Here is a 21,180-nt window from a genome sequence, read left to right as displayed (position 1 = left end):
GAACCGGTTCGTTCATTTGCATTGCCCGCAAACGTGGCGACGGCGGCAGTGGCGGTATTGCGACCAGCAAGCCAGGCAGGCCGACGGATAGTCACGCAGCATACCGTGCCGTAAATCTGCACACAATGCGCATAGACCTGAGGGACGCAGTGGGCACCGGTTCGTTCGTTATCGCTAGAAACAGGAAGGAAACTGGAAGAAACAGAAAGAAGCAGAAAGAAATGGCGAGCGAAGAAGGGCGGGAAATCCGCCAATCGGCAACTGCAATAAGTGCCTTAACCTCGGCAGTCTGCCATTAAGGATTTCCTGACGCCGAATTCAGGAAGCTTCTACCCCGATTGCAGCAGGGGACGACTGTACTGCCATGCGCTCAAGCGCCATATTTCGCACCATGAACGGCGAGCAGCAGCAAGGTCGAGGGGAGAGGCAACGCGCGATGAGTCTATCGATGCAGGATCGCAAGGCGCAGGTCGAGCAGGCGGATACGCTCTGCCTGCGCCTCTTTGATACGTGGTGCGAATCACGCAGCCTCACGCCGCTGGCGTATCTGATGCACGGCTGGCCGCTGCGCAATACCAGCATGGAGCGGCTGCGGCGTTTGCAGGAAACACTCAAAGATTTGCGGGCGTATCACGAGGATCAACTGGATTGTGAAGCGCTGTCGATGCTCGACGCGCTGTTCGTCTGCCTCGATGCCGTGATCGACCGCTCGCAACCGCCGGTCGCGATGCGCCTGGCGGGTTGAAAGGCCATCAAGGCCTGAGAAAGCCAAAGACTGAATGTCGATCCGGATGGGCCAGGGCCGGCCACTTCCGGACGCAGAAGGCTGAGGTGTTGCCCGCCAGGGCGGCGTGGCAAGCCGTGCGTTATACGGCGAACGAGAGCGCAAACAAGAAAGCAATCACCATGGCGGGCACTCACGCGCATGACTCATACACTTCCGCGCACGATCGTGCTCGGCGGCGGCAAGACCGCCGATTTTTCTGCGATTACAGAAGCGCTTACACAACCTGGAGTGCGCCTGCTGAATGCCCGCGACGACGATGCGCAGGTGCTGGCGCTCGCCCGGGCGGCTCTGCCCGATCTGATCCTGCTGGATGCCAGCGCGACTGACGCCGCGCTCGGCCTGTGCCGTCGGCTCAAGAGCGACGATCTCACGCGCGAAATCCCGGTCATCGTCATCCTTTCGAGGCACACGCACGCGGGCTTGCGCGCAGCCTACGCAGCAGGGGCCGCCGATTATCTCCTGCAGCCCGTCTGCGCCGAAGAATTGAAGGCGCGCGTGCGCACGCAACTTGCACTGGGCGCGCTGCGGCGCGAGCACCTGGCCCAGCATGGCAAAGCCTCGATCGACGAGTCCAGCCCCGTCGCGCTCTGCGTGACCGCGATGCCGGGCGGCGAGCTGCTCTACGCGAATGCACCGCTGCGCCAGTTGCTTCGTCTCGACGAAGGGGCGGGCGCGCACGTGAACATCGTCGAGTTTTATGTCGACAGGAAGGTTCGTGAGCGACTGATCCGGCACCTCGCCTCGGAGGGCACGCTGCTCGACGCCGAAGTCGAAATGCGCCGCAGCGACGGCACGCAGTTCTGGGCGCTGGCCAATGCTCGCATCGCGACCTACGACGATGTGCCGGCAGCGTATGTCGGCCTCTACGATATTTCAACGCGCAAGCGCATCGAGCAGGACCTCGTGCGGGCGCGCGACCAGCAACGCGAATTGCTCGGCTATTTCGATTGCGTGGGCGAGGACGAACGCAAGCGCAGCGCGTTCCAGATTCAGGACGAAGTAGGGCAATTGCTCACTGCGCTGAAGATGGATGTCTCGCTGCTGCGCATGCGGCTGAGCGACGACCGCGACGCCATCAGCAAGACCGAGGATATGCGCGCGCTGGTCGAAAGCTCGATCCGCATGGTCCGCAGCGTGGCGAGTCATCTGCGGCCCGCTGCGCTAAACTTCGGCATCGTTTCCGCGCTCGAATGGCTCGCGGAAGATTTCAGCCGCCGTCACTCGATTACGTGCGCGCTGCAGGTCGAAGGCGATGAGCCCGACCTGTCCGACATGCGTGCAACGGCGCTGTACCGGATCGTCGAATCCGCACTGGACAACGTGGCGCGCCACGCGAGCGCGCAACGCGTGCGCATGCAACTCGCCACGCGCCACGATGCGCTCGACTTGTGCGTGCGCGACGATGGCCGCGGTTTCGATCCATCCGCCGCGACGGCCGCGAGCGCAAAGCACGCCTACGGTTTGCTCGGCATGACCGAGCGTGCGAAGCTGATCGACGGCACGCTGCAGATCGACAGCCGGCCGGGCGAGGGCACCACCATATCGATCCACATTCCGCTCGAAGGCGCGACTCACACATGATCAGGATTCTCATCGCGGATGACCACGCCATCGTGCGCGGCGGCCTCAAGCAGATCATCGCGACCACGCACGATATGGCCGTCACGGCCGAGGCAGCGCAAGGCTCGGAAGTCGTCGACAAACTGCGTAGCTGCGAAATCGATCTGTTGCTGCTGGACATGACCATGCCGGGCATCAGCGGCGTCGATCTGATCCGCCGCGTGCGCGCCGACCGGCCCACGCTGCCCGTGCTGGTGCTGAGCATCCACAATGAAGCTCAGGTGGCCTCGCGCGCCTTGCGCGCCGGCGCGACGGGCTATGTCACGAAAGACAGTGATCCGGATGTATTGCTGGCCGCCATCCGCAAGCTGGCTGAAGGAGGGCGGTTTATCGACCCCAAGCTTGTGGATGCGCTGGTGTTCGACAAGCACGCGGGCGACGAGCCACCGCACGAAGTGCTGTCCGATCGCGAGTTCCAGGTGCTTCAGATGCTGGCTGCGGGCCGCAGCATCAACGATATCGCCGATGCCTGCGCGCTGAGTGCCAAGACCATCAGCACGCACAAGATGCGGCTGATGCAGAAGCTCGGCCTGACCAATAATGCCGAAGTCATCCGTTACGCCATTCGCCACGGGCTGATTGCGGAGTAGACTGGTTCGCACGGTGCGCATGCGGTGAAAGCGCTGAAGGAAATCCTGACGCCTTAACCAGACTTTCCTGCGGGAACTATCCGCTGCCGCCGATAGAGAGGAACCTGACGCTTGCCTACGATGCTTTCAACGGCACGCACGGCAGGAGATCAGGGATGATGGTGCAGCAGTCGCTTCGAACAGCAGTCGGCAAATGGCTGGACCCGAAAGAAGGTCACACGGTGCGCGTCCTGACCGTGCGGCGTTGCCCGTTGGGCAGGATCGTGAGCGTATGCGTCGAAATTGACGCGCTGCACGGCAGCGGTCCGCGCGCTTTGTTCTTCTTTCGTCATGCCGACCGCGTATGGCGGGTGTTTCCACCGGAACGTGCAAGACCCGCCATGCGTGTCGACCGCCTGGAGACGTGAGCGGCGCGCAGGTCCCATCGTCGCAGGGATTCGAACAACACACCCAACAAGGAGCGACCCATGCGAGTTCAGCAAGTGGAGGCAGCGCAGGAAGGTCAAGAGGTCTTGTCGGTGTACGAAACCGAATTACGCGCCTGGATGAGTCAGTGGTTCGACCAGGCGATCTCGCGGGGCTATGTGCGCCCGCCGTTCATCCTGGACGATGCAAAGGCTCAGCGGCTCGAAGGTTTGTTTATTGCCGGGCTAACGCCTGGCGAGGGTGCGCAGGCGTTTTTCTGCACGGCGCATTGAAATGCGCTTTTTACGCCGGGTGTTCAACGCCAATCCGGCAACGCTTTGGAAAATGGCCGGCAAGTTTTGGGAGCTTGCCGGCCATTGATCGTTGCATAAAAGAGTCGCACCAGGTTCAGGCTGATTTTGGATTAAGGATTTTCTGAGGGGCTGTGCGACATCTGTAAGTGGCCAGCAAATTTAACTTCGATAATTTATGTTATGTAAAATAACAAATGGGCAGTTCGAGGGTGGCCCCTCGTCCAGCCGCCCCCTGCATCAACGGCTCCCAGAACGCCGTTTGCGCCTCGATCAGCCTTATTCCACCCGCTGGATCGCGGTGCGCAACGCAGCGCGCCGTCCACCGGCCTCCAGCGCCGCCGCGCACTGCGAGCAGCGCCCGAAGATCACCAGACTCGCACTCGTATAGCTGAACTCGCGCGCTGCCGCGATGGCCGCGTGCTGCGTTTCGAGTTCGCCGTCGTCGATGTCGCGGATCGCGCCGCAGTCGTTACAGACCAGATGCGAATGGCGCGTGCCGCGATTGAGTTCATAGACGACGCGCTGCTCGCCAATCCACGCATTGCTGATCAAGCCGGCCTCCAGCAACTGCGCCAGCGCGCGATACACGCTCGCCAGGCTGCATTGCTCGGTGTCCGGCGGCACGCGTCGGAACACCTGATCGGCGGTCATGTGTTCGGTCGGGAATTCGTGAAAAAGCTGCAGCACGGCCACGCGGCTAGACGTCGGACGCATGCGGGCTCGTTTCAGATCGGCGTAAATCGCTCTCATTACATCGGATACAGTTTCGGATTTAGACGACAGTCTCGTCGGCGCTTGCTTAAGGCTTGCTTAAGTCCCCGCGTCGCGCTGCGATTTGGCCGCCCCCGAACCTTTGAGCGAGATTTCCTTGCGATTAGCCTACGCGATGGTCGATCAGTCCGCGCCCGTCGCCGGTGCGCGCGGCGCGCAACGGGTCGTTATTGCGGCGCGGTCACGACCACGTACTGCACCTGCGCGCCGACGTACTGCGGCTGATACCAGGTTCCGCCGCACTGCTCATACGTTACGCCGCCGACGATGACCGTCGCGCATGCGGGCGGCAGCGTCGCGACCATCGACCCGACCACGGCCGCCGTCACGCCGACGCTCACGGCTGCCGCCACCGGATCGACATACCAGCCGCCGCCCCAGTAGCCAGGCGGTGGCGGCGGCGGTCCCGGAGGATGCGGGCCAGGGCCAGGCGGATGCGGTTGAGGATCCGGATTCGGCGGGTTGGGTCCAGGAGGATGCGGCTGCGGCCCCGGCTGAGGGACATGGTGCTGTTCGCCGCCGCCGTTGAAGCCCGGCCTCGTCAGCCCCTGGCCACCGCTGATATTCCCGCCCATCGGATGGATGCTCGTGCGCGCCATGCCGCGAAACGCGAACGCCTCGGCCGAGGCCAGCGTCACCGACACCGAGAGCGCCGCCGCAATCATCTTTTGCGCAGATAGTCCGGTCATCATTCGGCCTCCTCGAAGGGCGAACGATCAGCGGGTTTCAGGTCGATTTGCCGGGCCCCGGCGCGCGCGCGAAACACGAACGTCGAAGGCGCAAACACCGGGTTCAGTTTCCAGTGATACGTGACTTCGTGGCGCGGCCGCGAGGTCTGGCTCGTATCCGTGATGATCATCTTGCACGGTAGCGGGCGGCGTCCCGTTGCGATCCACAGCTCCCAGTCCGCGCCGCTTTGCCGGTATGCGTAGTGCGTGCAAGTGCGCGTATCGACCTTTTCCACGCCGATTACCTGCGCCGCGCTGATCGCCTGATCGTCCGGCTTGCCGTTGCCCCAGTAAAACAGGTCGGCGAGCGGCGTTTCGATGTGCCAGTTATCGGCCAGATCGTGGACCAGGCCGTCGAGCGTCGGCGGTGCGTCTTTGCGCGCGTAGAAGCCCTTTTGCTGGTTGTAAATCGTGAAGCGACGGCCGTCGTAAAGGATGCCGCGCACATTGCCGTTGCCGGTGATATCGGCGCGCAGACGATTGGGCCGCTTCACCTTGAGCACGGTATGGCGCAGCAGCGCCGCATTCTGGCCATTGTCGAGGACGACGTCGGTGGCGGTATCGGCGTCGACTTCAAACGCGCGCAGCGTGCGCAGATACGCCCCCATCGCGTCGAGCGCGTCGGTTGCGTGCGCATCGATCGCGCTCGACGCGCCGCCGTTGCCGCTACCGTTCGCGACGTCGGTGCCCAGATCGTTGAGCGGCGACGGCACGTTCGATTGCGCCGGCACATGCTCGCCGGACGCCACCTGATGCGCGCAGCCCGTGAGTACCAAAGCGCCAAGCAGCGCGGTGGAAAGCAAAACAGCGAGCTTCGTGCCGACGCATGCCGGCAACGTGGGCGCGGTGATTCCAGGGAAGACTTTTTTGTTCACGACGTCTCCTGACTGAAAGTTCGCCTGGTCCGGCCGTCGATCCTCGGTTGATGCCACCGCCCTGCACTTTGCCCATGAGCGATGGTGACGGCCGGCGTTGCGCGCGACGCTTCAGAAAGATAACGCGGTGCTCACGCGCACTTCGTAACTTCGAGCTTAGCAGCGTCCCGGCCGCTTCGCCGTACGAATGCGTTCATCGGGCCGGCCAGTCTTCCTCGCGGCGCGCGCAGCAACGATCTTTGCCGCACCGCTCCGTGAAACCCCTGGTCGGTTGGCGGATCTCCCCGCGTTACTATCGGCTCAAGAATTATAGAACGAAGTTCTATTAGATAGAACACGAAGAAAAACCCGAGACAGCGGATGCACTCGCGCGCCGCCACACCGTAGTTCGTGCTCAGGAGGAGCCACCATGTCCAGTTTGCCGTTCGGCGCGACCCACGCTTCGCCCCGCGACGATGCCGCGCGCGGCACCGCCGCGCAGATCAATGCGCGCATCGACCGTCTGCCCGCCACCCGTGCGGTCTGGGCGCTCGTGCTGCTGCTGTCGTTCGGCGGCTGGTTTGAGTTCTACGACCTCTTTTTCACGGCTTACGTGGGTCCGGGCCTCGTCAAAAGCGGGCTTTACTCGACCACCACGGCATCGTTCTTCGGCTTTTCGGGCTTGGGCGCGTTCGTGGCGGCGTCGTTCGCGGGCCTCTTTATCGGCACCTTCTGTTTCACGGGCCTCGCCGACCGTTATGGGCGGCGCACGATGTTCACGGCTTCGCTGCTGTGGTATTCGGCGGCCACCTTCATCATGGCGATGCAGGGTTCCGCACCGGCGATCAATCTGTGGCGTCTCATTGCCGGTATCGGCGTGGGGATCGAGCTCGTCACCATCGACACCTATGTGAGCGAACTCGTGCCCCGGCACATGCGGGGGCGTGCCTTCGCCTTCGTGCATCTGGTGCAGTACACCGCGGTGCCGTCGGTGGCGCTGCTGGCGTGGTGGTTCGTGCCGCGTACGCCGCTCGGTCTGGACGGCTGGCGCTGGGTGGTGATGTTCGGCGCATGCGGTGCGCTGATCGCCTGGGCGATTCGCCGCCGCGTGCCCGAAAGCCCGCGCTGGCTCGCGCAGCGCGGCCGCCACGAGGAAGCCGCCCGCATCCTCGACAAGCTCGAAGCCAAGGTTGCGGCGCAGTATGGCCGCGCGCTGCCCGCACCTTCACCCGAAGCAGCAAGCGCGGCTACGCAGCCGCAGGCCAAAGCCCGTTTTGCTGAGATCTGGCAGCCGCCTTACCGACGCCGCACGATCACCCTGCTCGTCTTCAACCTGTTCCAGGCGATCGGCTTCTACGGTTTCGCTTCGTGGGTGCCGACGCTGCTGGTCTCCAAGGGCGTGACGGTCACGCACGGGCTGTTCTATTCCTTCGTGATCGCCGCGTCGAACCCGTTCGGCCCGCTGATCGGCATGGCGATCGCCGACCGCATCGAGCGCAAGACGCTCATCGTGCTCGCGGCGCTCGGCATCGCGGTGTTCGGCACGCTGTTCGCTTTCCAGTCGTCGCCCGCGATGCTGATGGTGCTGGGCGTGCTCATCACGCTCTGCGGCACGCTGCTGTCGGTCGGCTACCACGCCTATCAGGTGGAGTTGTTTCCCACTCGCATGCGCGCCACGGCGGTGGGCTTCGTCTATTCGATGTCGCGGCTGTCCGCGATGTTCTCGGGCTTCATGATCGCGTTCGCGCTGCGCCACTTCGGTGTCCCAGGCGTTTTCGCGCTAATTACGGGCGCGATGGTGATGGTGATGGCGGCGATCGGCCTGTTCGGGCCGCGCACCAGAAACCGCTCGCTCGAATCCATTTCACAGTGATCTGGATCAGAGGAACAAGGGCGACGCCGTCATGACCTCGTCCGCGTGTGCCATTTGATTTCGATCCAGGACACCCCCTGCGAGCGGACAACCACGAACCGCGCTTCCTTTTCGCCCAGTACGATGGCGGTTTCATGAATGCGGCTGCAGACGCCGCTTCTTTTCACATCACATCAGATGGGAGTGACCGCCATGTCCGAATCGAAAACGAAGAAGGCATCGAAGCGTGCGCTGGCGCAGCCGGAAGAAAGGCTCGGCGACAAGGCGTACGAGAAGACGCTGCGCCACCTGCACGAGGAACTCGTGAAGATGCAGGAATGGGTCGTGAGGAGCGGCGCGAAGGTCTGCATCCTGTTCGAGGGGCGCGACGGCGCCGGCAAAGGCGGCACCATCAAGGCGATCACCGAGCGCGTGAATCCGCGCGTGTTTCGCGTGGTCACCACGCCTGCGCCCACCGAACGCGAAAAGAGCCAGATGTACTTTCAGCGCTACCTGCCGCATCTGCCCGCTGCGGGCGAAATCGTGATCTTCGACCGTAGCTGGTACAACCGCGCGGGCGTCGAGCGCGTCATGGGCTTTTGCACGCCGGAGCAGGTGCAGGAATTTCTGGCGACGGTGCCGCTGATCGAGCGCGCCATCGTGCACTCGGGGATCATCCTGCTGAAATACTGGCTCGACGTCAGTCCCGAAGAGCAGACCCGCCGCCTCGAAGCGCGCATCAGCGACGAACGCAAGATCTGGAAGCTCTCGCCGATGGATCTGGAGTCCTACCATCGCTGGTACGACTACTCGCGCGCCCGCGACGAGATGTTCGAGAAAACCGATACGAATTTCGCACCGTGGTTCTTCCTGCACTCGGACGACAAGCAGCGCGCGCGCCTGAATGTCATCGCTCACCTGCTAAGCCGCGTGCCCTACGAAGAAGTGCCGCGCGAGACCGTCAAGCTGCCGCGCCGCCAGAAGGCCGACGGCTATCGGGACCCCGACTACGCCTACAACCGCGTACCGCAGGTTTATTGAACCTTACCCCGTGAGCCTTACCCCGTTCGCGCCGGGTTGGCCTGCGCGACCGACGCGCGCATCGTCACGCTCACGTCGAAGCGGCGCTGGATTTCCCAGTCGGCGCCGTAGCACTGGTTGATGAGCCAGCGCACGGCATTGCGCGTGAGTTCGGCCGTGGGGATATGGACCGAAGTCAGCGCGGGCGCCATATAGGCCGCCGAATAATCATCGTCGTAGCCGATCACGGAGACATCGCGCGGCACCGAGATCCCCGCGTGCTGCAACCGCGCGAGCGCCGACATCGCCATCGTGTCGTTGGCGCAGAAGAGGCCCGTGAAGCGACGTTTCGAATCGAGCAGTTTGCCCGCCGCCGCATAGCCGCCTTCAGGCGAGAAGTCCGACATGACGAGCGGCACCTGCTCGCGCGCTATGCCGCGTCGCTCCAGTTCGGCGAAAAAACCATCGAGGCGCGCCCGGTTATCGGAAGAACTGGCCGTGCCGCCGATGACCGCGATCTCGCGATGGCCATGCTCGATGAGCGTGCGTGCCGCGAGTTCGCCGCCGTGAAAGTGATCGGCGCAAAAGGACGCTTCGGGCATCTGGTCGAAGGCGCGGTTCAGGAACGCCATGCGAGGATGCAGCGCGTGCAGCATGCGCAGATCGTCGTCGTGCAGGTCGTGGCTGATGACCACCACGCCGTCGCAGTCGCGGCCAATCAGAAAGCGCACCGCCTCGATGGCCTGCTCGCGCGGCGAGGCCTCGCCGCAACCCGTCGCCACCACGACGTGACGGCGCACAGCGCGAAGTTCGGTATCGGTTTCCTTGAGGATCGTGCCGTAGTACGAGCCGAAAAACGTCGGCACGAAGATGCCGATGATGCCGAGCGACTGCGTCGCCATCGCGCGGCCGATCGACGAAGGCCGGAAGTTCAGCTGTTCGATGGCGGCCTGCACGCGCGCGGCCGCCGCGGCCGATACCGGCCCCTTGCCCGAAATCGCCCGCGAGGCCGTGGACAGGCCCACGCCGGCGAGAGTTGCCACGTCTTTCAGGGTTGCCACGTCTGGTTCTTCCCTTGGTCTCGGTCTTGATTTTTTGGTGTATTGCGGTGACTTCAGAGCCGCTCGCCGCTCGCTTCGTCGAACAGCGACACATGCTGCGCATCGATCTCGATCGACACTGGCGCCCCGCTGGCGAGCGGCGCCTTGTCCTGATCGATCGACGCGATCTGGACGCCATGATAATCGAGCCAGAGCACCCGATGGTTGCCCATCGGCTCGACCAGCGTTACCGAGCCTGACAGGCGATCGTCCTGCGCCCCGCCCCGCCCGCGCGCGTGCACATCCTCGGGCCGTACGCCCAGCACGCAGGGCCGCGTGAGATCGGGCGCGCCCTTGAACGCGTAGTGCGTCACGTCGATGGCAAGGTCCAGCCCGCGGAACCACAGCTTGCCTTCGTCGGCGGCCAGCGTGCCGCGCAGCAGGTTCATGGGCGGCGTGCCGAGGAAGGTGGCCACGAACAGGTTGTCGGGCCGCGCATAGACTTCGGCGGGCGTGCCGAACTGCTGGATCACGCCGCCCTTCATGACGGCCATGCGGGTGGCGAGCGTCATCGCCTCCACCTGATCGTGCGTCACGTAGATCATCGTCGCGCCCAGTTGCTGATGCAGTTGCTTGAGCTCGCGGCGCAGCTCGGTGCGCAGCTTGGCGTCGAGGTTCGAGAGCGGTTCGTCGAACAGGAACACGTCGGCTTCGCGCACCAGCGCCCGGCCAATCGCCACGCGCTGACGCTGGCCGCCCGAGAGCTGCGCGGGCTTGCGTGCGAGCAGCGGGCCGAGTTGCAGCATGTCCGCCGCACGCTTCACGCGCCGCTCGATTTCCGGCTTGGGGGTGCCGTTGATGCGCAGCGCGAACGACATATTGCGCTCCACGTTCATGGTCGGGTAGAGCGCATAGGACTGGAACACCAGCGCCACGCCGCGATCCTTCGGGTCGGCCCAGGTCATGTCCTCGCCGCCGATCTCGATGCTGCCATCGGTCACGTCGATCAGGCCCGCGATGCTGTGCAACAAGGTGGACTTGCCGCAGCCCGAGGGGCCGAGCAGCACCACGAATTCACCGGCGCGCACGTCGAGGTCGAGGTCCTTGATCACGGTGTTCGCGCCAAGCTCGATACGCAGATTGCGCACCGCCACGTTTGCCAGCTTCGTCATCGTTCGTCTCTCGTTAAGCCTTGCATTTATCCCTTCACCGCGCCCGACGCGATGCCGCGCACGAACCAGCGCCCCGACACGAAATAGATCGCGAGCGGCACGAGCGAAGTGAGGATGGTCGCCGCCATGTTGACGTTGTAGAGCCGCTCGCCGGTGGTGGTATTGATGATGTTGTTGAGCTGCACGGTCATGGGCAGATTGCGGGTACCCGCGAACACGAGGCCGAGGATGTAGTCGTTCCAGATGCCCGTGACCTGCATGATGATCGCGACGACGATGATGGGCACCGACATCGGCAGCATCAGCTGCGCGAAGATGCGCCAGAAGCCGCCGCCGTCGATGCGCGCCGCCTTGAACAGCTCCTGCGGCAGCGACGCATAGTAGTTGCGAAACAGCAGCGTCATCACCGGCATGCCGAAGATCGTGTGGATCACCACGATGCCGGGCAGCGAGCTAAAGAGATGCACGCTCGCCAGCACGCGTACCAGCGGATAGACCATCACCTGCACCGGAATGAATGCGCCCATCAGCAGCACCGCGAACAGCACGCCCGCGCCGCGCGGCTTCCAGAACGACAGCGCATAGCCGTTCACCGCGCCCACCGCAATCGAAATGATCGTACTGGGCACGACGATGCGCACCGAATTCCAGAAGCCCACGCGGATGCCCGCGCATTCGAGCCCCGTGCACGCCGACGCCCAGGCGTCCTGCCACGGCGCGAGCGTGAAATGACGCGGCAGCGCCAGCAGATGGCCAAGGCGGATCTCCTCCATAGGCTTGACCGAGGTGACCAGCATCACGTAAAGCGGCAGCAGGAAAAACAGTGCGGCAATCATCAGGAATCCGTAGATACCGAGGCGCGCTGGTGTGAAGCGCGTGCGTCCGGGTTTCCCCTTCGCGCCGGGCGTTCGGTGCGCCTTGCGCGCAATGGCCTCTGATGAATCGGTCAATGGCGCGCTCATGCGCGTTCTCCTTTGCTGGCCATGCGGCTTCTCGCATAGAGCACAGGCGCAAGAATCGCCAGCACGGTAGCGAGCAACACGATCGAGGCGGCCGAAGCCAGCCCGATGTTCGCGCGATTGAACAGATAGTCCATGATGAATTTTCCGGGCACTTCGCTCGCGGTGCCGGGGCCGCCCTGGGTCATGGCGACAACGGCGTCGTAGAGCTTCACCACCATCACGAACAACAGCACGAAGGCCGTGGAGATCGACGTCTTGAGCATCGGCACGACGATACTGACGTAGACGCGCCAGCGCGGAATGCCATCGAGGCGCGCGGCCTTCCAGATTTCCTCGTCGATGCCGCGCAGGCCAGCGAGCAGCAGCGCCATGACGAGCCCGCCCGCCTGCCAGACCGTCGCGATCACGAGCGTGTAGATCGCGAAGCGTTGCGAAACGATCCAGTCGAAGCGCGCGTGTTCGAAACCCAGGTGACGTAGAACCGCCTGCACGCCCAGCTCCGGATTCAGGATCCATTGCCACACGAGGCCGGTCGCCACGAAAGACATCGCATAGGGATAGAGGAAGATCGTGCGCAGCGCGCCTTCCGCGCCCACGCGCTGATCGATGAAGATCGCCAGCAACAGGCCGATCACGAGACACGCAACGATAAAGCAGATGCCGTAGATCGCGAGGTTCTCCAGCGACACGATCCAGCGTTCGGTGTTGAAGAGGCGCACGTACTGCGTGGCGCCCGCGAACGTGTTGGTCGGCAGCGAGCGCGAATAGCTCATCGACACGCGGGCGGTCCACAGCATCGTGCCCAGATAGGCGAATACGACCGTGACAGCCATCGGCAGCAGTGCGATCCACGCGGCGAGCGAGATGCGCCGCCGCATGGGGCGCGTTGTACGCGCTTGCCGTTTAGACCGTTGTTTGGCTTCGTCCAGCTTGAGCGCGTACATGAGCCATCAACTCTTGATCGCGGAAGCGAACGCCTTTTGCGCGTCCTCCACCGACTGGTTCTTGTTCCAGAAGTTGGTGATGACGTCCTGGAGCGAGCCCTGCACATCGGGCGCAATGAGCATTTCCGGGTTCGGCAACTGGCGCGCCTTGTCCTTCATGATGTTCATGCCCTCCTTCGCGCAGATATCGAAGCCTGAGTTATCCACGTCGAGGCGAATCGGAATCGAGCCTTTTTTCTCGCTGAACGCGGCCTGCGGCTTGGGCGAGGTCATCACGGTCGCCAGCAGCTGCTGCGCTTTCACGGCCTGCGCATTGTCGGTCTTCGGGAAGACGAAAACGTCGCCCGCCACCATGTAAGGCGAATTCGCGAAACCCGGGAAGCAGCCGAAGTCCTTGCCCGCGACCTGCTTCGCGTTGGAAAACTCGCCCTTGGCCCAGTCGCCCATGATCTGCATGCCCGCCTTGCCCGAAATCACCAGCGCCGTCGCGTCGTTCCAGTTGCGCCCGGGCGAGCCCGCATCCACATAGTTGTGCAGGCGCTTGAAGGTCGCGAGCACATTCTTGAAGGCGGGCGAGTTGACGGCGTTGGCGTCGCGGTCGCGGTAGACCTTCATGTAGAGATTGCGGTCCATGTCGGCGAAGATCGCGTCGAAGGTGATCTTCTCCTGCCACGGCTGGCCGCCCAGCGCGAGCGGAATCACGCCGGCCGCCTTGAGCTTGTCGAGATCGGCGAACAGTTCGTTCATGTCCTTCGGTTCGGCGGTGATGCCCGCTTTCGCGAATACCGGCTTCGAATAGAAGAACCAGTCCTGCATGTGGATATCGACCGGTGCGGCGTAGAAGTGGCCGTTGACCTTGATCTGGCTGAGCACCGATTCGGGCAGGATGCCGTTCCAGTTTTCCTTCGCCGCGACCGCATCGACGTTATTCAGGAGTCCCTGGTCGATGAGATCGTGAAACTGCTTCGAGGTATTGAACTGCGCAGCGGTGGGCGGATCGCCGCCGACGATGCGGTTGATCGCCGTGGCGCGCGCCTGGTCAGCGCCCGCGATTGCGTTGTCGACCCACTGGCCGCCCGCCTGATCGTAGGCTTGCGCGAACTGCTTGATGGCGGCCGATTCGCCGCCCGAGGTCCACCAGTGAATCACGTTGGCCTTGAGCGGCGCGTCGGCGGCCTGCGTGACGTGGGCGGCGAGCGCTGCGGCCAATGCCAGCGCGGCGGCGATGCCGCGCAGGACAGGTGCGTTTTGCTTCATTACGTCTCCTCCGGTTGTGCCGGCTTTCTTTACAGGTAGATGAAGTCAAACAATCGCGCTGTAACGGGTGGCTGTGCGCGCGCGGTCCTGCGGTTTTTTACTTCCCCTGTTGACGCATTCTCGCGGCGCGCAGCCGGTGCAGCTAGTCGATTTCGTGGCCGGCGTTGCGGGCCTGGCGCTCGGCGATAAAGCGCGCGATCAGCTCGGCGCTGCGTTTTTTGGTGCGCTTTTGCGTGTCGTAGTCCACATGCACGACGCCAAAGCGCCGTTCGTAGCCAAACGCCCATTCGAAGTTGTCGAGCAGCGACCACACGAAATAGCCGCGCACATCGACGCCCTCCTTGATGGCCGCGTCGACGGCGGCCAGATGGCGCTTGAGAAACGCGATACGCTGCGTGTCCACGACTTCGCCGTCTTTCACACTGTCGTCCGACGCCATGCCGTTCTCGGTGATGTAGATCGGCGGCAGCTTGTCGTAGGTGTCATGGAAGCCCAGCAGCAGATCGCGCAGGCCGTCCGGATGGACTTCCCAACCCATCTGGGTGCGCTCGACGCCCGGCAGCGGCACTTCGGTATAGCCGTGCGCGCCATCGCTTTTCACATTGGTGCGGAAATAGTAGTTGATGCCGAGGAAGTCGAGCGGTGCGGCGATCGTCTCCATGTCGCCTTCGAGCACCAGCGGCTCGGTGCCTGGCCAGAGTTCGAACAGCTCGGCCGGATACTCGCCCTTGAGCAGCGGGTCGAGAACCCATGCGTTGTGCTGCACTTCGAAGCGGCGCGCGGCGGTGATATCGGCAGGCGTTTGCGAATGGGGCGTGCCCCGCCCGACATTCGCGACGATGCCCTTGGCCGACTTCGCGTCGTTGGCGCGCAAGACCTGCGTCGTCAAGCCATGGCCGAGCAGCAGATGATGCATCGCCTGGGTCGGATAGCGCGGGTGCGACAGGCCTGGTGCGTGATGGCCGTTGCCGTAACCCAGATACGCGGAGCACCACGGTTCGTTGAGCGTCATCCATGCATCGACGAGGCCGGGGAGCTCGCGGCTCATCAGATCGGCGTAATCGGCGAAACGGTAGGCCGTGTCGCGGTTGAGCCAGCCGCCGCGGTCTTCGAGGTGCTGCGGAAGATCCCAGTGATAGAGCGTCGCAAAGGTTTGAATGCCCTGCTCTTTCAGGCGTTCGAGCAGACGCTTGTAGAACGAGATGCCCTTTGGATTGGGGCGGCCCGACTTGTCCATCACGCGCGGCCAGGCGATCGAGAAGCGATAAGCCTCGAAATTGAGCTCCTTGAGCAGATCGAGGTCGGCAGACCAGCGATGGTAGTGATCGCAGGCCACCGCGCCCGTGTCGCCGGCCAGCACCTTGCCGGGCGTGGCGCTGAAGGTGTCCCAGATCGACGGCAGGCGGTCGTCCTCGGTCGCTGCGCCTTCGATCTGGTATGACGCAGTGGCCGCGCCCATCAGGAAGTCGCTGCGCCAGAGCGCGGAATCGGGCGACGGTGTGAAGGCGTCGTCTTCGATAATGGCCGTCGAGGCGGATTGCGGCGAAGCGGCTGGATCGTGTGTCAAGAAAGCTCCTGCGCGAGGTCTGGCCGGTTGGCGGCCGGTTGGCGGCCCGTCGCCACGTCTGTGCGGCGATGAAGTGGAAGCGCTTCCACAGCGCTTGAGCGCACGATATCAGCCGCGAATTCTCACCGGCAATCGGGGTTTTTCTGGAGCGTCCCTGTGCGGTTTGCGTGTAGTTTGCGGTCAAGTGAAAACGCCCGGCGCAGGAGCTTTCCTGCGCCGGGCGTTCGAATCGATGCGCAGGGGATTATGCGTCGGCGTGCGCGTCGAGTTCGGGATGCACGGCGGCAAGCGCCTCATGCAAGGTCGTGTAGATATTTTCCGCTCCCACCACGGGCGTGATGCCGTGGCGGTCCATATCCGCGCGCAGGTAGCGGTTGACGCGCCCGAAAATCACCTTCACGCCGCTGTTGCGTAGCGATTCACACAATTCGTTAACCGAACGACCTGCCGAATAATCGACATCGGTAATCGCCGCGGCGTCGATGACCAGCCAGCGTACCGGCGTCGGCGCGCCGTCGATCAGACGGCGGATATCATCGACAAAAAAGTGGTCGTTCGCGTAGAAAAGGTCTGCGCCAAAGCGGTAAACGATCAGCCCCGGCGACGTCATCTGACCGGGCTGTGCGGGCACCGGCATCCATCGGCCCTCTTCGTTTGGCATCAGCACCATCGTATGCGGGCGATAGCTGTGACGTACGTGGCGCAGCAACGACAGCGCAATGGCGATCAAAATGCCGTTTTCCACCCCGATCACGACCACGGAAATCGCCGTGGTCATTGCCAGACGGAATTCTCCGCGACTTTCGGCGCGAATATCGATCAGTTGTCCGATATGAACGAGGCCGACCGCAATCGTAAAGACGATCGCGGCCAGCACGCAGCGCGGCAGATACTGAAGCCAGTTGCTCAGGAACAGCAGCACGATCACCACCACAGCGGCGAAAATCAGCTGCGCGAACTGGCTTCGCGCGCCGGCCTGTTCGCCCATTGCGGTTTGCGTGGGACTGCCGTTGACGACGAACGCGCCGCTGAACGCCGCGGTTGCATTCGCCGCCGCCAGGCCCAGCAGATTGCGGTCTTCGTCCACGCGCTCGCCGTATTTTTCCGCGAAGGCGCGGCTCGTTGCGGCGCTCTGCGCGACGATGATGACGAAGCACGACGCCGCCACCTGCAGCAGGTCGATCATCTGAAACCAGCCCACCGCGGGAAACGCGATATGCGGCAGGCCACCCGCGACGGGCCCGGTAATCGCAATGCCATGACCCGCGAAATCGAAGCATGCGCTCGCCACGATGCCGCCCACCACCGCAAGCAGCGGCACCGGCCAGCCAGGGCGCAGACGCTTGAAAACAAGGATCGTCGCAACCACCACGGCCGCAATCGTCAGCGTCTGCCAGTGGATCGCATTGAACTGCAGCACGATCTGCTTGATCTGCAACACGGTGCGCCGCGAAGTGAACGGAATGCCCAGCATGTCGCCGAGCATCGCCACGCCCACCTGCACGCCCACGCCGGTCAGAAACCCCACCAGCACCGTGCGCGAGAGAAAGTCGGCAAGAAAGCCCAGCCTGAAGATGCGCGCGAGTATCAGCAGCACCGCGGTGAGCAGCGCCGTCATGCCGGCCAGCGCGACGTATTCCGCGCTGGAGGGCGACGCCATCGTCGAGAGCTTGCTGGCGAAGATCGTGGCTGTCGCCGAATCAGCGGCGACGACGAGGTGGCGTGAAGCGCCGAACAGAGCAAACGCAATCAGCGGCAAGAAACCCGTGTAAATCCCGGTGACGGCGGGCATGCCCGCAATGCGCGCATAGCCCAGCAACTGCGGGATATTCATCGAGGCGAGCATGACGCCCGCCTTCGCATCGCGCAACGCCCCTGCGCGGGTCAATGGCCGCACGCCCCGGAACAGATCAAGCGCCATGGTCGCGTCCTTTCGATTCTTGCATCCGCATCGACTCCCCTGTGAATCCTCGATGAAATTCGTCTATCCGAATAGCGTCGTATCTTAGCGCGGCCTCTTGCCACAGCGCCGCTGCGAAGGCCGGTGAAAGCTCGCAAAGCTCTGCGCGCCGACAATGAAAAAGGCCAGCACTCTGGCTGGCCTTGGACTGAAGCAGCGAGAACGTAAGCGCTACACCCTCACCGGCGGCGGCACGTAACGGCATTCATAACGCTTCCTGACCGTGCCGTTTTCATCGACGCTTTCGAGGTAGACGTCGAACTGCCAGAGCCGCGCCATGTGCCGCAGCACTTCGTCCGTGTCGCCTGAAAGATGGCGATTGTCGCTCATGAAGTGGCGCAGCGTGAGACTGCGGTCGCCGCGCGTATTCACCGACCAGACCTGGATGTTCGGCTCGCGATGATGCATGTCGTACTGACGCGAAAGCGCCTGGCGCACGTACTGATAGCCGCTGTCGTCGTGGATCGCCGAGACTTCGAGCGCATCGCGCATATCGTCGTCGAGCACCGAGAACAGACGCATTTCGCGGATCAGATGCGGCGACAAATACTGCGCGACGAAGCTCTCGTCCTTGAAGTTGCGCATCGCGTAATGCAGCGCCTTCAGCCACGGACTGCCGGCGAGCTCCGGGAACCACTTGCGGTCTTCGTCGGTGGGGTTTTCGCAGATGCGGCGAATGTCGCTCATCATCGAAAAGCCCAGCGCATACGGGTTGATGCCGCTGTAGTAGTGCTTGGTGACGGGCGGCTGATAGACCACATTGCTGTGCGAGTGCAGGAACTCCATCATGAAGCCGTCTTCGAGCTTGCCCTGCGCGTACAGCGTATTGAGGAGTGTGTAATGCCAGAACGTGGCCCAGCCCTCGTTCATCACCTGGGTCTGGCGCTGCGGATAGAAATACTGCCCCACCTTGCGCACGATGCGAATGACCTCGCGCTCCCACGGTTCGAGCAGCGGCGAGTTCTTTTCCGCGAAATACAGCAGGTTTTCCTGCGGCTCGGGCGGGAAACGCTCGTCGTATTCCTCGGCGATGGGCTGTTGCGCCTTCGGCAACGTGCGCCACAGTTCATTGACCTGCGATTGCAGATACGCCTCGCGTTCGCGGCGCATGGCGGCCTCGCGTTCGAGCGAGAGCTTTTGCGGCCGCTTGTAGCGATCGACGCCGTAATTCATGAGCGCATGGCACGAATCGAGCAACTCTTCCACACGGTCGAGCCCGAAGCGCTCCTCACACTCCGCGATGTAGTTCTTCGCGTAGACGAGGTAGTCGACGATCGCGTGGGCGTCCGTCCAGAGGCGGAACAGGTAGTTGCCCTTGAAAAACGAGTTATGGCCATAGGCCGCGTGCGCGATCACCAGCGCCTGCATCGTCATGGTGTTCTCTTCCATGAGATACGCGATGCAGGGATTGGAGTTGATGACGATTTCGTAAGCGAGACCCATCTGGCCCCGGCGATAGCTTTTCTCGGTGGAGAGAAAATGCTTGCCGAACGACCAATGGCGATAGTTGACCGGCATGCCCACGGAGGCATACGCGTCCATCATCTGCTCGGCGCTGATCAATTCGAGCTGGATCGGATATGTGTCCAGTTCGTATTGCTCTGCAACATGCGAGATGTGCGTGTCGTATTCCTCGATCAGATCGAAGGTCCAGTCGGACGGACACGGCAACGGCCGTCTGTCGGCTACGTTCATATGCACTTCCCTCTTCTCGGCAACTGGCTGGGCATCGCGGCCGGACAATGTCCGCTCGCCAGGGAGGGTGTGCGCCTCGGACCCCGGCGCCTGCGGGCGCGCAGATCCAGCGACATGTCCCCCCACTTCCGCAGCGGCTTCGTGACCGGTTTGCCGATCCGCCTGTTGCCCGGTCCCATCGCCGCCCTTTTTTCTGCGCTCCGGCTCGTAGCCGCGCGCCTCGTTGTGCAGGTGGCGTGTCGTCATGAATGCTCCACCTGCTTTTCGAACAGCTCCCGGAAAACCGGGTAGATATCCGCCGCGGTGTCGACCTTCTTCATCGCCAGCGCGGGCTCGGTGAGCGCAAGTTGAGCGTATTCCAGCCAGAGGTTCTGCTCTTCCGGCGTCACCTGAATATACGCAAAATAGCGCACCTTAGGCAGGATGTCATCCGCGAGCAGCTTGCGGCACTTCGGCGAATCGTCGGTCCAGTTGTCGCCGTCCGAAGCCTGCGCGCCATAAATGTTCCACTCGCTCGGCGAATATCGGTCCTCGATCACTTTCTTCATCAGTTCCAGCGCGCTCGACACGACCGTGCCGCCGCTTTCCGTCGAATGGAAGAAGGTGTCCTCGTCCACTTCCTCGGCGCGCGTATGGTGTCGGATGAAGACCACCTCGATCTTCTCGTAGTTGCGCTTGAGGAACAGATACAGAAGGATGAAGAAACGCTTGGACAGATCCTTGCGCTGCTCGTCCATCGACCCCGATACATCCATCAGACAGAACATCACCGCCTGACTGGATGGCTGCGGCTGCTTCACGCGATTCACGTAACGCAGGTCGAACGGGTCAATGAAGGGAATGCGCCAGATGCGGCCACGCAGGTGATGGATCTCTTCTTCGAGCGTCTTGATCTCGTCGCGACGATCCGAAGTATCGGACATCAGCGCTTCGAGCTGCTCTTCGAGCGCGTGCAGTTCGTTGACGAGCGGTGCGCCCAGTGCGATACGGCGGCCCAAGGCGCTGCGCAGCGAACGCACCACGTCGATGTTGTTCGGCGTGCCTTCGGCAGCCCAGCCCGCACGGATGCTCTTCCACGTGGGAACGGCCATCAGATGGGTTTTAACGAGGCGCGGCAGTTCGAGGTCGTCGAAGAAGTACTGCATGAACTCTTCGCGCGAGAGCTCGAACACGAAGTCGTCCTGACCTTCGCCCTCGTTGCTCGCCTGACTGCCGCCACCGCCCCCGCCGCCTTGCGGGCGCGGAATACGGTCGCCGCGAATGTAGTCCTCGTTGCCGGGATGGACCATTTCGCGCCGCCCGCCGGGCCCATGCCGGAATGAGGGCTCGGCAATGTCCTTGCGCGGAATGGTGATGCTCTGATTGCTTTGAATGTCCTTGATGCTGCGGTCACGCACCGCTTCCGAGACGGCGTGACGAATATAGTTCTTCACACGGCGCAGAAAGCGCTCGCGGTTTGCAATGCTCTTGTTCTTGCCGGCCAGCCTGCGGTCGATGATTTGATGAAGCACATCCAGTCTCCCGCTCCAGTTTCGATTGGGCGAGGTGCGCAGTCTGGGATGCCTTGCCTGCCGCGTTCACCCGCTCGCGGCTGCGTGGCCTGCGCCCTGCCGGAGCTTCCTTTTGCGCCGCCGCAACACGG

Annotated in this window: 19 protein-coding genes; 7 read left to right on the top strand and 12 right to left on the bottom strand. The window is 63.0% G+C overall.

Going from position 1 to position 21,180, the window contains the following annotated elements; genetic code table 11:
• The first annotated feature begins 436 nt into the window (after positions 1-436).
• From F4827_RS07465 to F4827_RS07445, 5 genes are all read left to right on the top strand, one after another.
• Positions 437-745: a hypothetical protein gene (locus F4827_RS07465; RefSeq protein ID WP_183723317.1), complete on the top strand. Its 309-nt coding sequence runs from the start codon at positions 437-439 to the stop codon at positions 743-745.
• Between the two features lie 180 nt (positions 746-925).
• Positions 926-2,368, top strand: a complete 1,443-nt coding sequence (locus F4827_RS07460) for an ATP-binding protein (protein WP_183723316.1) — start codon at positions 926-928, stop codon at positions 2,366-2,368.
• Complete coding sequence (locus F4827_RS07455) at positions 2,365-2,997, top strand: response regulator transcription factor (protein WP_183723313.1); 633 nt, start codon at positions 2,365-2,367, stop codon at positions 2,995-2,997. Before F4827_RS07460 ends, F4827_RS07455 begins: the two co-directional genes overlap by 4 nt.
• 155 nt (positions 2,998-3,152) lie before the next feature.
• Positions 3,153-3,404 (top strand): hypothetical protein, encoded by a 252-nt coding sequence (locus F4827_RS07450; protein ID WP_183723311.1) that lies wholly within the window; start codon positions 3,153-3,155, stop codon positions 3,402-3,404.
• Between the two features lie 60 nt (positions 3,405-3,464).
• Positions 3,465-3,695, top strand: coding sequence for a hypothetical protein (locus F4827_RS07445; RefSeq protein WP_183723420.1), 231 nt, complete (start codon positions 3,465-3,467; stop codon positions 3,693-3,695).
• A gap of 297 nt (positions 3,696-3,992) precedes the next feature.
• Here F4827_RS07445 and F4827_RS07440 read toward each other — a convergent pair whose 3' ends face one another.
• From F4827_RS07440 to F4827_RS07430, 3 genes are all read right to left on the bottom strand, one after another.
• A complete protein-coding gene (locus tag F4827_RS07440; RefSeq protein WP_233177970.1) occupies positions 3,993-4,430 on the bottom strand; it encodes a Fur family transcriptional regulator in 438 nt (145 codons plus the stop codon).
• A gap of 224 nt (positions 4,431-4,654) precedes the next feature.
• Positions 4,655-5,176 (bottom strand): DUF6515 family protein, encoded by a 522-nt coding sequence (locus F4827_RS07435; protein WP_221303609.1) that lies wholly within the window; start codon positions 5,174-5,176, stop codon positions 4,655-4,657.
• Positions 5,176-6,090: a DUF2092 domain-containing protein gene (locus tag F4827_RS07430; protein WP_183723307.1), complete on the bottom strand. Its 915-nt coding sequence runs from the start codon at positions 6,088-6,090 to the stop codon at positions 5,176-5,178. The genes F4827_RS07435 and F4827_RS07430 overlap by 1 nt, the downstream gene beginning before the upstream one ends.
• Positions 6,091-6,499: 409 nt before the next feature.
• On the opposite strand from F4827_RS07430, the gene F4827_RS07425 reads away from it, so the two are divergent.
• Positions 6,500-7,942 carry an MFS transporter gene (locus F4827_RS07425; protein ID WP_183723305.1) on the top strand — a complete coding sequence of 481 codons (1,443 nt, stop codon included), beginning with the start codon at positions 6,500-6,502 and terminating at the stop codon, positions 7,940-7,942.
• A 192-nt stretch (positions 7,943-8,134) separates the two neighbouring features.
• Positions 8,135-8,962, top strand: a complete 828-nt coding sequence (gene ppk2, locus F4827_RS07420; protein WP_183723303.1) for a polyphosphate kinase 2 — start codon at positions 8,135-8,137, stop codon at positions 8,960-8,962.
• A gap of 17 nt (positions 8,963-8,979) precedes the next feature.
• On the opposite strand, the gene F4827_RS07415 is transcribed toward ppk2, so the two are convergent.
• From F4827_RS07415 to F4827_RS07375, 9 genes are all read right to left on the bottom strand, one after another.
• The gene (locus tag F4827_RS07415) at positions 8,980-10,002 is read right to left on the bottom strand and encodes a substrate-binding domain-containing protein (protein WP_183723301.1); all 1,023 of its coding nucleotides are present in this window, start codon (positions 10,000-10,002) and stop codon (positions 8,980-8,982) included.
• Positions 10,003-10,055: 53 nt separating this feature from the next.
• Positions 10,056-11,153, bottom strand: a complete 1,098-nt coding sequence (locus tag F4827_RS07410; protein WP_183723299.1) for an ABC transporter ATP-binding protein — start codon at positions 11,151-11,153, stop codon at positions 10,056-10,058.
• 26 nt (positions 11,154-11,179) lie between these two features.
• Positions 11,180-12,115, bottom strand: coding sequence for a carbohydrate ABC transporter permease (locus F4827_RS07405; protein ID WP_183723297.1), 936 nt, complete (start codon positions 12,113-12,115; stop codon positions 11,180-11,182).
• Positions 12,112-13,059, bottom strand: a complete 948-nt coding sequence (locus tag F4827_RS07400) for a carbohydrate ABC transporter permease (RefSeq protein ID WP_183723295.1) — start codon at positions 13,057-13,059, stop codon at positions 12,112-12,114. The genes F4827_RS07405 and F4827_RS07400 overlap by 4 nt, the downstream gene beginning before the upstream one ends.
• Before the next feature lie 6 nt (positions 13,060-13,065).
• Complete coding sequence (locus F4827_RS07395) at positions 13,066-14,316, bottom strand: ABC transporter substrate-binding protein (RefSeq protein WP_183723293.1); 1,251 nt, start codon at positions 14,314-14,316, stop codon at positions 13,066-13,068.
• 142 nt (positions 14,317-14,458) lie between these two features.
• The gene (locus tag F4827_RS07390) at positions 14,459-15,883 is read right to left on the bottom strand and encodes a GH1 family beta-glucosidase (RefSeq protein WP_183723291.1); all 1,425 of its coding nucleotides are present in this window, start codon (positions 15,881-15,883) and stop codon (positions 14,459-14,461) included.
• A gap of 244 nt (positions 15,884-16,127) precedes the next feature.
• A complete protein-coding gene (locus tag F4827_RS07385) occupies positions 16,128-17,804 on the bottom strand; it encodes a SulP family inorganic anion transporter (RefSeq protein ID WP_183723289.1) in 1,677 nt (558 codons plus the stop codon).
• Positions 17,805-18,014: 210 nt separating this feature from the next.
• A complete protein-coding gene (locus F4827_RS07380) occupies positions 18,015-19,784 on the bottom strand; it encodes a SpoVR family protein (RefSeq protein WP_183723287.1) in 1,770 nt (589 codons plus the stop codon).
• On the bottom strand, positions 19,781-21,049 hold the full coding sequence (locus F4827_RS07375) for a YeaH/YhbH family protein (protein WP_183723285.1): 1,269 nt from the start codon (positions 21,047-21,049) through the stop codon (positions 19,781-19,783). Before F4827_RS07375 ends, F4827_RS07380 begins: the two co-directional genes overlap by 4 nt.
• Positions 21,050-21,180: the final 131 nt, after the last annotated feature.

Source organism: Paraburkholderia bannensis (genome assembly GCF_014200455.1).
Lineage (GTDB): Bacteria > Pseudomonadota > Gammaproteobacteria > Burkholderiales > Burkholderiaceae > Paraburkholderia > Paraburkholderia bannensis_A.
This window is presented reverse-complemented; position numbering and strand designations above follow the sequence as displayed.

Bases quoted from the DNA above. Each gene is read 5' to 3' on its own strand.
- F4827_RS07465 (WP_183723317.1), top strand. From the start codon at position 437: ATGAGTCTATCGATGCAGGATCGCAAGGCGCAGGTCGAGCAGGCGGAT.
- F4827_RS07460 (WP_183723316.1), top strand. From the start codon at position 926: ATGACTCATACACTTCCGCGCACGATCGTGCTCGGCGGCGGCAAGACC.
- F4827_RS07455 (WP_183723313.1), top strand. From the start codon at position 2,365: ATGATCAGGATTCTCATCGCGGATGACCACGCCATCGTGCGCGGCGGC.
- F4827_RS07450 (WP_183723311.1), top strand. From the start codon at position 3,153: ATGATGGTGCAGCAGTCGCTTCGAACAGCAGTCGGCAAATGGCTGGAC.
- F4827_RS07445 (WP_183723420.1), top strand. From the start codon at position 3,465: ATGCGAGTTCAGCAAGTGGAGGCAGCGCAGGAAGGTCAAGAGGTCTTG.
- F4827_RS07440 (WP_233177970.1), bottom strand. From the start codon at position 4,430: ATGCGTCCGACGTCTAGCCGCGTGGCCGTGCTGCAGCTTTTTCACGAA.
- F4827_RS07435 (WP_221303609.1), bottom strand. From the start codon at position 5,176: ATGACCGGACTATCTGCGCAAAAGATGATTGCGGCGGCGCTCTCGGTG.
- F4827_RS07425 (WP_183723305.1), top strand. From the start codon at position 6,500: ATGTCCAGTTTGCCGTTCGGCGCGACCCACGCTTCGCCCCGCGACGAT.
- ppk2 (WP_183723303.1), top strand. From the start codon at position 8,135: ATGTCCGAATCGAAAACGAAGAAGGCATCGAAGCGTGCGCTGGCGCAG.
- F4827_RS07410 (WP_183723299.1), bottom strand. From the start codon at position 11,153: ATGACGAAGCTGGCAAACGTGGCGGTGCGCAATCTGCGTATCGAGCTT.
- F4827_RS07405 (WP_183723297.1), bottom strand. From the start codon at position 12,115: ATGAGCGCGCCATTGACCGATTCATCAGAGGCCATTGCGCGCAAGGCG.
- F4827_RS07400 (WP_183723295.1), bottom strand. From the start codon at position 13,059: ATGTACGCGCTCAAGCTGGACGAAGCCAAACAACGGTCTAAACGGCAA.
- F4827_RS07395 (WP_183723293.1), bottom strand. From the start codon at position 14,316: ATGAAGCAAAACGCACCTGTCCTGCGCGGCATCGCCGCCGCGCTGGCA.
- F4827_RS07385 (WP_183723289.1), bottom strand. From the start codon at position 17,804: ATGGCGCTTGATCTGTTCCGGGGCGTGCGGCCATTGACCCGCGCAGGG.
- F4827_RS07380 (WP_183723287.1), bottom strand. From the start codon at position 19,784: ATGACGACACGCCACCTGCACAACGAGGCGCGCGGCTACGAGCCGGAG.